General features: G+C 37.3%; 13 protein-coding genes. 9 read left to right on the forward strand and 4 right to left on the reverse strand.

Annotated features, from left to right (window positions below; all coding sequences use genetic code 11):
• Nucleotides 1-204: 204 nt before the first annotated feature.
• Nucleotides 205-684, reverse strand: a complete 480-nt coding sequence (gene smpB, locus P20495_RS11420) for an SsrA-binding protein SmpB (RefSeq protein WP_004335699.1) — start codon at nucleotides 682-684, stop codon at nucleotides 205-207.
• 146 nt (nucleotides 685-830) lie between these two features.
• Between smpB and P20495_RS11415 the strand changes: the two genes are divergently transcribed.
• Both P20495_RS11415 and P20495_RS11410 read left to right on the forward strand, forming a co-directional pair.
• On the forward strand, nucleotides 831-1,271 hold the full coding sequence (locus P20495_RS11415; RefSeq protein WP_007378640.1) for a type II toxin-antitoxin system RatA family toxin: 441 nt from the start codon (nucleotides 831-833) through the stop codon (nucleotides 1,269-1,271).
• Nucleotides 1,268-1,591: an RnfH family protein gene (locus P20495_RS11410; RefSeq protein ID WP_007378641.1), complete on the forward strand. Its 324-nt coding sequence runs from the start codon at nucleotides 1,268-1,270 to the stop codon at nucleotides 1,589-1,591. Before P20495_RS11415 ends, P20495_RS11410 begins: the two co-directional genes overlap by 4 nt.
• A 59-nt stretch (nucleotides 1,592-1,650) precedes the next feature.
• Here the strand turns inward: P20495_RS11410 and P20495_RS11405 are convergent, their stop codons facing one another.
• Nucleotides 1,651-2,010 (reverse strand): outer membrane protein assembly factor BamE, encoded by a 360-nt coding sequence (locus P20495_RS11405; protein WP_008135869.1) that lies wholly within the window; start codon nucleotides 2,008-2,010, stop codon nucleotides 1,651-1,653.
• Between the two features lie 106 nt (nucleotides 2,011-2,116).
• Here P20495_RS11405 and P20495_RS11400 point away from each other — a divergent pair, with 106 nt between their 5' ends.
• Nucleotides 2,117-2,455: a GIY-YIG nuclease family protein gene (locus tag P20495_RS11400; protein WP_193371851.1), complete on the forward strand. Its 339-nt coding sequence runs from the start codon at nucleotides 2,117-2,119 to the stop codon at nucleotides 2,453-2,455.
• Between the two features lie 111 nt (nucleotides 2,456-2,566).
• Here P20495_RS11400 and P20495_RS11395 read toward each other — a convergent pair whose 3' ends face one another.
• Both P20495_RS11395 and ilvC read right to left on the reverse strand, forming a co-directional pair.
• Nucleotides 2,567-4,486, reverse strand: coding sequence for a methyl-accepting chemotaxis protein (locus P20495_RS11395; protein ID WP_033015609.1), 1,920 nt, complete (start codon nucleotides 4,484-4,486; stop codon nucleotides 2,567-2,569).
• 179 nt (nucleotides 4,487-4,665) lie between these two features.
• Complete coding sequence (gene ilvC, locus P20495_RS11390; protein WP_008135873.1) at nucleotides 4,666-6,138, reverse strand: ketol-acid reductoisomerase; 1,473 nt, start codon at nucleotides 6,136-6,138, stop codon at nucleotides 4,666-4,668.
• A gap of 138 nt (nucleotides 6,139-6,276) precedes the next feature.
• On the opposite strand from ilvC, the gene ilvY reads away from it, so the two are divergent.
• The 6 genes from ilvY to P20495_RS20480 form a co-directional block, all read left to right on the forward strand.
• Nucleotides 6,277-7,182 carry an HTH-type transcriptional activator IlvY gene (gene ilvY, locus P20495_RS11385; protein WP_007378646.1) on the forward strand — a complete coding sequence of 302 codons (906 nt, stop codon included), beginning with the start codon at nucleotides 6,277-6,279 and terminating at the stop codon, nucleotides 7,180-7,182.
• A 180-nt stretch (nucleotides 7,183-7,362) separates the two neighbouring features.
• Nucleotides 7,363-8,349: a GGDEF domain-containing protein gene (locus P20495_RS11380; protein ID WP_008135875.1), complete on the forward strand. Its 987-nt coding sequence runs from the start codon at nucleotides 7,363-7,365 to the stop codon at nucleotides 8,347-8,349.
• 133 nt (nucleotides 8,350-8,482) lie between these two features.
• Entirely contained in the window at nucleotides 8,483-9,358 is an 876-nt protein-coding gene (locus tag P20495_RS11375; RefSeq protein ID WP_008135878.1) for a MipA/OmpV family protein, read from the forward strand.
• 13 nt (nucleotides 9,359-9,371) lie between these two features.
• On the forward strand, nucleotides 9,372-9,740 hold the full coding sequence (locus P20495_RS11370; protein ID WP_007378649.1) for a DUF3019 domain-containing protein: 369 nt from the start codon (nucleotides 9,372-9,374) through the stop codon (nucleotides 9,738-9,740).
• A gap of 14 nt (nucleotides 9,741-9,754) precedes the next feature.
• Nucleotides 9,755-10,447 carry a response regulator gene (locus P20495_RS11365; RefSeq protein WP_007378650.1) on the forward strand — a complete coding sequence of 231 codons (693 nt, stop codon included), beginning with the start codon at nucleotides 9,755-9,757 and terminating at the stop codon, nucleotides 10,445-10,447.
• 26 nt (nucleotides 10,448-10,473) lie between these two features.
• The coding region (locus P20495_RS20480; RefSeq protein WP_083829665.1) for an ATP-binding protein at nucleotides 10,474-11,729 on the forward strand (1,256 nt) is incomplete at its 3' end.

Genomic DNA, 11,729 nt, shown 5'->3' on the forward strand with positions numbered 1-11,729 from the left:
ATGGCGTTGTTAAAATTTTTTATTTAGAACAACTAAATATAAAAATTTTTGCCTAGATTTATCAAAGCGAATTTACGTGACGCTCGCAACTTTATTGCTATTAAGCTCAACAGAGTTAACATTTTAAATAGCTGCTTGAGATCTGTTTACTACGGGGAGGTTATCCATATCAAATAAAATGCCTAACAAGGTTAGGCATTTTTATTATACTTTGTGCTTCATTAAGCGTTCTTTTTCGCGAGACCAATCTTTGTTTTTCCCGTCGTCTCGTTTGTCATGTAGCTTTTTACCTTTTGCTAGATGAAATTCAAGTTTTACCCAACATTTCTTCCAGTACATAGCAGTAGCAATTAATGAATAACCATCTCGCTCTGTTGCTCCGAGTAGACGGTCAAGTTCGCGTCTGCTTAATAGTAATTTACGATAACGTAACGGATCGCAAATTACGTGGGTTGATGCACTATTAAGTGGCTGGATTTGCGCGCCAAGTAAAAATGCTTCGCCATTTTTAAGGTGAATATAAGTTTCGGTGATGTTTACTTTTCCAGCTCGGATACTTTTAACTTCCCAGCCTTGGAGTTCGACACCCGCTTCAAACTTATCGTGTAAAAAATACTCATGTCGCGCTTTTTTGTTTAGCGCGATGGTATTACTTGTCGATTTTGATGAATTTTTCTTAGCCATAGTGCCCTATAATATACGTAATGTGAGATGTTTTACATCGATTTTTTAATAATGCTTTTAAAAATTAAGCTTTTATTTAAGCTGTATGAAAATTTGGGGAAACGCACAAAGCTTGCTAAAATTCGCCCACACAGTTGGGAGTGAGTATGCCACAAATAGAAAAAAGTGCGCTGGTTATGTACAGCACTAAAGAGATGTTTGATCTAGTTAATGATGTAGAAGCTTATTCACAGTTTTTACCAAATTGCTCAGACTCAAAAATTGTTTCACAGCATGATAATAACATGACCGCGAGTTTAGAAATATCTAAGGCGGGTATAAAAAAGTGGTTTACCACCGAAAACACCTTTGTTGATGAACAAACCGTGTTACTGCGCCTAGTGGATGGGCCATTTAAAATGCTGCAGGGTCGTTGGCACTTTCAAGCACTTGATGCTAAAGCATGTAAAGTTTATTTAGAGCTAGAGTTTGAGTTTTCAAGCAAATTAATCGAACTTGCATTTGGTAAAATATTTAACGATGTTGCCAAAAACATGGTGAGTGCATTTACTCAACGTGCCAAGCAGGTTTATGGAGCGCGAGTATGATTAATGTTGAGGTGGTATTTGCACTACCAACCATGGCGACGTGTTTATCACTTGAAGTACCAGAGGGGACGACAGCAGAGCAAGCTGTTATCCAATCTGGCATTATAGAAAAATGTCCAGAAATAGAGGCTACTTCATTAACTCTAGGCGTTTGGAATCGAACGGTAAAATTAAATCAAGAACTTAAAAATGGTGATAGAGTTGAAATTTATCGCCCATTAATTGCAGATCCTAAAGATGCCCGTAGAAAACGCGCTGAAAAAGCAAAGGAAGAAGGGCGAGCAAACAAAGTAACGGGTGGGCGTCCATTAGAACGTTAACGTAGAAATAAAAAAGGTGAGCACGGCTCACCTTTTTTATTAACGCACAACTCGCTTTTTTATTGCTCTAGCGGTGTGTTAAAATTTTCTGGCTGATCATAATCGCCCGAAATAGAGACTAGTTTTTCGTTTTCAAATTTAATAACTAAAGATTTGTGTTGCTCGTTTTTACGGCCTTTATTGAAGCTATAAACGTAACGCCATGTATTGTTATCAAAAGCATCCTCGGCAATTGGACGGCCTAAAACGTAAATAACTTGCTCTCGAGTCATACTAACACGAAGCTTTTCAACATCAGATTGCTCTAAAAAATTACCTTGAGGGATGTTGATTCTGTATACCCAGCTAGAACAACCCGCTGTTGTACTGAGTGTTAGTGCAACGATAAGCCAAAGGGAAAAAGTTTTTAACGACTGCATTGTTAGTTGTGATCCTTATTTTTTATAATCTGCATGATACCGATTAGTCACTGAAGGTAAAACCCTTTTAGCAATTGTTTTTTGTTAAGGGCGTTAAGGTAATATTTTGACCATTAATAATGAAAAAAGTTTACATCATATTGAATCTTGTAATGTAAAAAGGGATTCTATTTGGTATTTGTACATCGTGCAGACTCGCTTTGGGCATTGGTACACGGGTATTACAACAAATGTAGAAAAACGCTTTGCTACACATCAAGTGGGTAAAGGGGCCAAAAACCTCAGAGGGAAAGGCCCTTTACTGCTTATCCACCAACAAAAAGTGGGCAGTAAAAGTGATGCGAGTAAGTTGGAGCATCAGATTAAAAAACTGACAAAAGTTAGAAAAGAGGCATATGTTCTCAATTTTAAAAAAGTGGATATTAACAAGACTAAATCGCTGTAAATATAAACTTTAATTAATTTTATTCATCGTAATTAAAACTTCACCTCTGCGAACAAGCTAGCATTAACTGCAGTTAATGCTAGCTTGTTCGTAATAGCAGTGCCAAACCACTTAACGATGCTTTTCAAATGTATCGACAAGCTCATCAAGAGTTTGAGCGCTATTTGCTAAATCACGAATGGCTTGCTCTGTATTAATTTGCTCACTCATTGCTTTATCACTAATTTCACTTATTTGCTCAATGTTACGTCCTACATCGGCAACTACATTGCTTTGCTGCTCTGTTGCTGTGGCTATAAGTGTGGCCATATCGTTTATTTGGTTTGCAGTTTCGGTTATCGTATTGAGTAACTCTACTGAGTTTTGCATTGCCCCTACGCTTTGCTGCGCTTTATCTTTTGATTGGCTAATATCGTTAACTACATCATCAGAAATCTGTGTTAGCTCTTCTATCATTGACTGAATTTCATTTGTTGACTGAGAAGTACGGTTTGCTAGTGCGCGCACTTCGTCGGCAACAACAGCAAACCCGCGACCATGCTCTCCAGCTCGAGCCGATTCAATAGCTGCGTTCAATGCCAATAAATTAGTTTGTTCAGAAATGCTTCTGATTGCATCAATAATGTTAGCAATATCAATTGTTTTTTTGGACAACAGGGTAACTTGCTCTGTAATGCCATCTATATCACTCGCAAGAGCAGAAATAGTTGTCTGACTTTGAACAACTTGCTGATGGCTTTGTATAGTTTTTTCACGGCTGCTATCAGTGAGTTTTGCTGTGTTTGCCGCACTTTGTGCTATTTCCTGTACTGTTGCACCCATTTGGTTTATTGCAGTAGCAACCGAGATCGTTTGTTCTTTTTGACTATCGATAGCGAGTGAATTGCGTTTAGCTTGTTCAAAAACATGATCTGAACTTTTTCTTATGTCATGGCTTTCATTCGCGACTTGCTGAATAGCAATTTCTATTTTTTCGATAAACTGATTAAAACCAGCACTTAAGTTATTAAGCTCTGGTTGGCTTGATTCCGGTAATCTATAAGCAAGATTAGCATCACCAGAACCCAAGCGTGAAAATAGTTCTGCCATTTTAGATAAAGGTGATGAGAGCGATCGAGCAAGTAAGTAACTAATTAGGCTAGCAACTAATGCAATGATTAATGTAAAAGTAAAAATTTGCCATTGCAGGGTATTTACGCTTGCGAATACTTCACTTTTTGGCACTTGGGCGACAACATATAAATCGGTGTTTTTGATTGGTGTTGCCGCCACGAGGGTTGGTTCACCATTTAAGTTTATTTCTTTTAATACAAAGCCATAACTGCTTAATAGCTGGTTGTGTATGTCAGCTGTAAATAATTCATCAATATTAACTTTTGCTACTTTACTTGAATCTTTATGCAGCTGAATTAAACCACTTTTATCTGCAATAAATACAAAACCAGTTTGTTCAATTTTAAATTGCTGCAATAGCTTTTGCATCTCAGTAATACTTTTAGCAAGGCCAGCTAAGCCTGTTCCATTAGGCTGTTGATGATTTATAAACATTTTTACATCATTTGCAGACTCTTGGTAAATACTTATTGAGTATGGTTTTTTCGATTGTTTAAATGCAAAAAACCAGCCATCAGCAGTATCATTTTTTAATACGCGCAAAAAGCCATTTTGGTTCCAATATTGAGCTGTGTCTCTATTTGCCCAAGACGCGGTTGCTAAATTGTACTGCGTAACTAAACGGTTTAATTCTTTAAGTAAGACAGCATCATTTTTAGTATTAGTTTGCGACCATTGTAAAATGAATTCATTTGACGATAATTGTTCAGCAGCACCAATGAGTGCGTTTATTTCACCACCAATATGGTTACTGATAGTTTGCAGCTTACTTGGAAGTTCAGACTCAATCATACGTTGTTCAATAATATCTTCTGAACTGTATAACGAGGTTAGGCCTATTAGTGCGGCAACAAAGATAGCAATACTACTGCCAAGGGCTGTTATTTTTTGAGTAATAGAAAGGTTTTGTAACATCATAATAATTTATTTTACAACTTAATTAGAAAGCCATGTTAGCACATTATTTATTATGGGCTAATTATTAGCTTAAGCTGAACAAATGAAAGTAAGCAGTGTTGTGAATATGCATAAAAAAGCCCACGTGCTAAAAGCATATGGGCTTGGTTTCTAACAAGCGAAACTTTTATTGTCTAGAATTAAACAATTTTCTTCATTGCAGACATGTAGCCACGTAGTTTAGCACCTACTTTTTCAACAGGGTGTTCACGCAGTGCCGCATTGATTTGAATTAATGTTTGGTTATCAACTTGGTTACTGTGCTCGCCAAGGCCTTTACCAATAATGTCTGTATCAACGTTTTTCATAAAATCAGCAAGTAATGGTAAACATGCATGGTTATATAAATAACAGCCGTATTCTGCAGTATCAGAGATAGTACGGTTCATTTCAAAAAGCTTTTTACGCGCAATAGTATTAGCAATTAATGGCGTTTCGTGTAATGACTCGTAGTAAGCCGACTCTTCAATAATACCTGCGGCAGTCATGGTTTCAAATGCAAGTTCAACACCTGCTTTAACCATTGCTACCATTAAAATACCGTTATCAAAAAATTCTTGTTCAGAAATCTCTACATCGCCAGCTGGAGTTTTTTCAAAGTTAGTTTCAGCTGTTTCTGCGCGCCATTTAAGTAAGTTTACGTCATCGTTATTCCAGTCTTCCATCATGGTGCGTGAGAAAGTACCGTCGATGATGTCATCTTGGTGCTTATTATAAAGCGGGCGCATAATTAGTTTTAGCTCTTCACTTAGTTCAAACGCTTTTACTTTTGCAGGGTTTGAAAGGCGGTCAAGCATGTTAGTAACGCCGCCGTACTTAAGTGCTTCGGTAATTACTTCCCAACCGTATTGAATTAGTTTTGATGCGTAACCAGCATCAATGCCTTTTTCTATCATTTTATCAAAACATAAAATAGAGCCAGTTTGTAACATGCCACATAAAATGGTTTGCTCGCCCATTAGATCAGATTTAACTTCGGCGATAAATGATGATTTAAGTACACCTGCGCGATGTCCGCCAGTACCCGCTGCATACGCTTTAGCTTGTGCTAAACCAAGACCTTGAGGGTCATTTTCTGGGTGAACTGCAATTAGAGTTGGTACACCAAAACCACGTTTGTATTCTTCACGGACTTCAGAACCAGGACACTTAGGCGCAACCATGATTACGGTAATGTCTTCACGCACTTGCATGCCTTCTTCAACAATATTAAAGCCATGAGAGTAAGCAAGTGTAGAGTCTTTTTTCATAAGCGGCATAATCGCACTTACTACAGCGGTATGTTGTTTATCTGGCGTTAAGTTAAGTACTACGTCGGCTGTAGGAATTAATTCTTCGTAAGTGCCTACAGTAAAGCCATTTTCAGATGCATTAAGGAAAGATTGACGGCGCTCAGAAATGGCTGATGCACGTAATGTGTATGAAACATCTAAACCAGAGTCACGTAAGTTTAAGCCTTGGTTTAAACCTTGTGCGCCACAGCCTACAATAACGAGTTTTTTACCTTTAAGTGCATCAACGCCATCGGCAAATTCGGCTGCGTCCATAAATTCACATTGCGCTAATTGCGCTAATTGCTCGCGTAAAGGTAAGGTATTGAAATAATTCGCCATTGTTAGTGTCCTATAAAGTAATATTTGTTAGATGCGCAATGTTTACTGCGCTTACAAACACCATATGTAAAATAGTTACTTGCGTAAAATGATATATTTGAATTAAAGTGTTTCATAATATGAAATACTGAGTTTGGCATGGATCATAAACATTTAAACTACTTTTTAGCACTGGCTAAAACACTTCATTTTGGCCGCGCAAGCGAACTTTGCCATATAAGTGCACCTACTTTGAGCCGCAATATAAAACACTTGGAAGAAGAGGTTGGTGTTGCATTATTTATACGCGATAACCGCAGTGTTAAATTAACACGTGAAGGAGAGTCGTTTATTGATTACGCTACGGCAACGTTAGCCAGTTGGCAACGTTTTAAAGCGAATGTGAAAGATCCACAACAGCATATTTATGGCAATGTTAGTATTTATTGCTCAGTGACAGCTTCTTATAGTTTTTTACATCAAATATTAGAGCAATTACGTGCACAGCATCAGCATATCGAAATAACTTTAAATACCGGTGATCCAGCTTTAGCTATTAATAGGGTACTCGATGGTCACGAGTCGATGGCAATTGCAGCCAAGCCAAATAAGCTTCCTACACAAATAGCATTTGTAAAAATAGGCTATTCACCACTTGTTTTAATTGCACCTAGAATTCATTGTCAGATCACTGAAAAGTTAATAAAGAGCGGTGATAATATTGATTGGTCTGAACTTGAATTTATTGTTCCGGAGCAAGGTTTTTCAAGGCAACGACTTGAGCAGTGGTGGCGTAAAAATAATGTTCATGGAAAGATTTATGCGCAAGTCGCTGGACATGAAGCTATGGTGTCAATGGTGAGTCTGGGTTTAGGTGTCGCAATGGTCCCTAAAATAGTGCTAGATAACAGTCCACTGCAGGATAAGGTACAAGTATTGGATACAAAGAGGGCTACTCCAGAAGGTTTTGAGATTGGTCTAGCTGTCCTTCGTAAAGAGTTAAATGATCCTGCTATTAGCGCTTTATGGAGTATTGCACAAACTTTAGACGCAAGTGCTATTTAAAGGATCAAATATTCATTTAGTTCATAAAATAGTATGAATATTAGTTGCTTATAGGTTTACTATTAATTAACATCAAAAACCTAACAATAAAAATAATGACGCTTGAGAGTTTATTTTACTATGGATCGTGCCGTATCACTTGCTCATTCTGCTCAATGCCTAAAAAAGGCGATTCCTATGATGGTAAAGTACCGCATGCCGGTTACGCCAATCAATTACGCTATTTGGTATTGTTATATACAAGGTAATAAACCCTCTTTAAATGCAGAGCTTGATCATGTCATTGCTCAGCAACAAACATGCACTCAAGATAGAGCGAAGGCAATATTTGATAAGCATTTAAATAAAGACGATTTAGCGTTATTTCAAGACGTATCCGAAAAATTTTATAGCACAATCGATCAAGTGCAACAAGATTTAGGCATTGCGCTTGAGCATTCAAAAAGTTTTACTACAACCTTGGTTGACTCCCAGAATGAGTTAAATTTGATTACAGATATTAGCTCGTATAATCAAGTGCTTGGGTGCGTTGAACGTTTAACCGATGAATCGATTGCAATGCAAAATCATGCACGTGAGTTTCAAACTAAACTTGCATTTGCTTATAATGAAATAAAAGACTTAAAAGAAGCACTCAATGTTTCAAAAAAAGTTGCTGATACAGACCTTCTTACTGGTTTTTATAACCGAGGTAAGTTTGATTTAGATATTACGGATTTTTGTAAAAAGTATTCTGAGCAAAATCAACACACATCACTTGCGGTTCTCATTATGTTTGATATTGATCATTTTAAGCGTTTTAATGATGACTTTGGCCATCAAAAAGGTGACGAAGTATTAAAGTTAGTAGCAAAAAAAGTGAAAGAAAAAATTAAAGAGACTGCAAAAGTTTATCGTTATGGCGGTGAAGAATTTTGTATTACAGCTTATTTTGACACTATCAACGATATGATGGCATTTGCAGATTGTATTCGTTTGGATATTGCAAAATTGGCTGTTCGTAAAAAAGGTGATACCAATACTAAACGTGCTATTTCTGCGAGTTTTGGTTTGGCTATTCTACGACCATTTACTAATGGCACTGTGTTAGTTGAACGCGCTAATAGAGCGCTTTACATAGCAAAAACTCATGGTCGTAATCGAATAGAGATAGCGCCAGATGTTTAGTTGTTCAAATAATGCACACAAGTTAATTAATATGTATAAAAATTGTGAATGATTGTAACTAGCTAGAGCTAGTTTAAAACGACCTTGCTACTATGGGGCACTTAATAATTTTCACACACTTTGACTTATACTGATGCGGTTTAACTTTTCAATATTAACAGCTTTTTTGCTGATCACTTTAGTTGCATGCTTTGCTGCCAATGGACAGCAAGCTAAAAATGTAACACAAGAGTTTGAAGAGCAACATATAGCTATAGAGCAGTGGCATTTTAGTCTAAGCGTTGGTGCTGGAGTTGTTACAAACCCATTACGAGGTGGGGACAACATTCCCCTTGTGTTGATTCCGCAGGTGGCTTTTTATGGCCAGCACTGGTTTTTCGATAATGGAAGGCTTGGTTATTCTTTTATACAAAGTCAAAAACATAATTTAAACCTTGTTAGTGAATTAAATGCAGAGTCTCGTTTTTTTATTGATTGGCATCCTACTAATATTTTTACTCTGCAAACGAGTGCGTTAAACAGTCAGTTAGTGCAGCAACAAAGTACTTCATCTCCCAAAAATATCAATATAAATGACATAGAAAAACGCCATATTGCCCTCGATGCGGGGATTGCATATCACTATGTAGATGATGCTAACGTATTTTCTATTCAAGCACTTCATGATGTTACCAGTGTTTATAACGGATTGCGTGGTGCATTGCAGTGGCAATATCATGCTGAAGTTGGAAAGTTAAAAATAAAACCGACGCTGGGAATAAATTATAAATCGGCTGAACTAAATGACTATTTCTATGGACTAAAAACCGACGAAACTCAATTAGGTAAAATTGATGTTGGCAGTAGTTGGCAGCCTTATGCTAAAATCGACGCCCGTTGGCCGCTGAGTAAGGTTAACTCACTTCGTTTTCATTTAGCATATTACAATTATTCGGCTATGGATGGTAGTCCGCTCTTTGAACATGCTTATTCAATGACTGCCTTTATAGGATTAGATCATACTTTTTAATATGAAGTATTTAATGTTTATTGTGTTTATAGCATCGCTATTTAGTGGTTCTTGCAGAGCACAAACCGCTAATTTTAGCGTCTCTCCCAAAGTATGTGTGATTTCTGAGCAACAAGCATTTTGTGATCTTGATTTACAATTTAATTGGCAGCAAGAAGCATTGAGTGATGTTTGTTTATATCAACAAGATGAAAAAATTTATTGTTGGAAACAGCAACGTTCGGGGCAATTCAATTATAAAGCGCGGGTTCAGGTAGAGACCATATACTCCCTAATCAATCCTCACACGGGTGTACTATTAGCAAAAATACAGGTTGAAGTACAGAGCGCGCACGCAAAGAAAAATAGGCGCAGACTTCGCTCTCCGTGGAGCTTTTTTTAAATTAGGAGCAACTAATGCCAAAAATTTTACTTGTTGAAGATGATCTCGGCTTACAGCAATTAACAAAAGATTATCTTGAACATAACGGCTTAGAAGTCGCAGTGTTAGATCGTGGCGATGCAGTCTTTGACTACTTAGAAGCTAATCCAGTCGATCTAATTATTTTAGATGTAATGCTACCAGGAAAAGATGGTTTTAGCGTTTGCCGTCAAGTTCGCGATAAATATACTCTGCCTATTCTTATGCTAACAGCCAAAGGTGAAGATTTTGATCAGGTACTTGGTTTAGAGCTTGGTGCTGATGACTACGTTATAAAGCCTGCCGAACCGCGTGTATTACTCGCTAGAATAAATGCGCTGTTACGCCGTGGTCAACCTATCGTGAAAGCAAGTGAAGAGTTACAGTTTGGTGATCTAAGCATAGATAAAACAAGCCGTATCGTAAAATTAAATAATAATGAAATAACGCTTACTTCTCATGAATTTGAACTGCTTTGGTTACTGGCCTCTAATGCGGGTGAAGTGCTTAGTCGTGAACATGTCCATCAACATATGATAGGACGTCAGTACGACGGTCTTGATCGAACTGTTGACGTTAGGGTATCACGCATTCGTAAAAAACTAGGTGACAATAGCGATAAGCCTTATCGTATCAAAACAGTGTGGGGACAAGGTTATTTATTTGTTTCTGATGCATGGGAATTATAATTAATGTTATGGGTTAGTCGGCTTTAATGGGAAAACTGTTTACGAGTTTATATATTTACATCGTGGTTTCTTTATTCGTAGTAAGCGGTGTAGTTGAACAGTTATGGCCTTATGAAGACTCACAGCAGCAAGTATTATTAGACGATGAGTTTGGGCAATCGCTTTGGTTGCTCTCACAAACTCCTAACGGTCTAAAAAAGCTAGAACATAATTTTGAAAGCCACATAATTGCTCGTCGTGATTTAATATTACCTTTAGCACAACAAGCGAAATTAACAGACAATCACTACCTCTATTTATACGATAAACAACAACGTATTGTATGGTATGTAGAGCTTAGCGAAAATGAACTGCTACAGGTTGGTCCTGTAGGAGTATCAACGTCTACCCCCACTTCTGTTTGGCCATATTTATTATTACTTATTATTGTTGGTGTGCCTGTAGGTCTTTGGAGCTTTTTACTTTGGCGTGATTTTTCTAAATTGCGACACGCATGTGAGGCCGTCGAAGGCTTGCAAGATTTTCAATTAACAAATACCTCTAAATCGTTTTTTTTACCCGTTACCGATACACTAAAAGTAATGCAACAACGTATAACTTTTTTATTAACAGCTCAGCAGGAGCTTACATCGTCTGTTTCTCATGAATTTCGAACGCCGTTGGCACGTCTTAAATTTGCAATTGCTATGCTCCAAGATCAACTTTTAGATGATAAAAGCGAAAAATATTTAGCTAATATGAGCGCTGATATAAATGAACTTGAATCACTTGTTTCAGAAATGCTTGAATACGCAAGGTTAGACTCTCAGCAACCAAGTTTACAGTCTGTAAGTTGTGATCTAGTCGGATTGGTTAAAACAAGTATTGAAAAGCTAAATTTTGACACGCGAACTAGACTTATAAATAACTTGCCTGATAAGTTAAGCTATAAATGCGATAGTCATTTCATTGCTCGCGTATTTCAGAACTTGATTGGTAATGCTATTAAGTACGCAACAAGCCAAGTAAAAGTAACACTGCTTACAGAGCCTCGCAGCATACTATTTATTGTTGAAGACGATGGAATAGGTATCGCTGAAATGGAGCGAGAAAATGTGTTTAAACCTTTTACGCGCCTCGATAAGAGTAGAGACAAAAAAACAGGTGGGTTTGGTTTAGGACTCGCTATTGTGAGTAAAATTGTATCTTGGCATCAAGGTGATTACTGGGTTGAAAAATCAGTCCTTGGTGGGGCTAAATTTGTCATTAGCTTGCCGCTAAAAAGTAGTTTCACGGAGGATAT

This window comes from Pseudoalteromonas sp. BSi20495, assembly GCF_000241185.1.
Taxonomy (GTDB): Bacteria; Pseudomonadota; Gammaproteobacteria; order Enterobacterales; family Alteromonadaceae; genus Pseudoalteromonas; species Pseudoalteromonas fuliginea.

Coding starts and splice junctions, on each gene's coding strand:
- smpB (WP_004335699.1), bottom strand. CDS start 684: ATGGCTAAGAAAAATTCATCAAAATCGACAAGTAATACCATCGCGCTA.
- P20495_RS11415 (WP_007378640.1), top strand. CDS start 831: ATGCCACAAATAGAAAAAAGTGCGCTGGTTATGTACAGCACTAAAGAG.
- P20495_RS11410 (WP_007378641.1), top strand. CDS start 1,268: ATGATTAATGTTGAGGTGGTATTTGCACTACCAACCATGGCGACGTGT.
- P20495_RS11405 (WP_008135869.1), bottom strand. CDS start 2,010: ATGCAGTCGTTAAAAACTTTTTCCCTTTGGCTTATCGTTGCACTAACA.
- P20495_RS11395 (WP_033015609.1), bottom strand. CDS start 4,486: ATGATGTTACAAAACCTTTCTATTACTCAAAAAATAACAGCCCTTGGC.
- ilvC (WP_008135873.1), bottom strand. CDS start 6,138: ATGGCGAATTATTTCAATACCTTACCTTTACGCGAGCAATTAGCGCAA.
- ilvY (WP_007378646.1), top strand. CDS start 6,277: ATGGATCATAAACATTTAAACTACTTTTTAGCACTGGCTAAAACACTT.
- P20495_RS11380 (WP_008135875.1), top strand. CDS start 7,363: ATGGTAAAGTACCGCATGCCGGTTACGCCAATCAATTACGCTATTTGG.
- P20495_RS11375 (WP_008135878.1), top strand. CDS start 8,483: ATGCGGTTTAACTTTTCAATATTAACAGCTTTTTTGCTGATCACTTTA.
- P20495_RS11370 (WP_007378649.1), top strand. CDS start 9,372: ATGTTTATTGTGTTTATAGCATCGCTATTTAGTGGTTCTTGCAGAGCA.
- P20495_RS11365 (WP_007378650.1), top strand. CDS start 9,755: ATGCCAAAAATTTTACTTGTTGAAGATGATCTCGGCTTACAGCAATTA.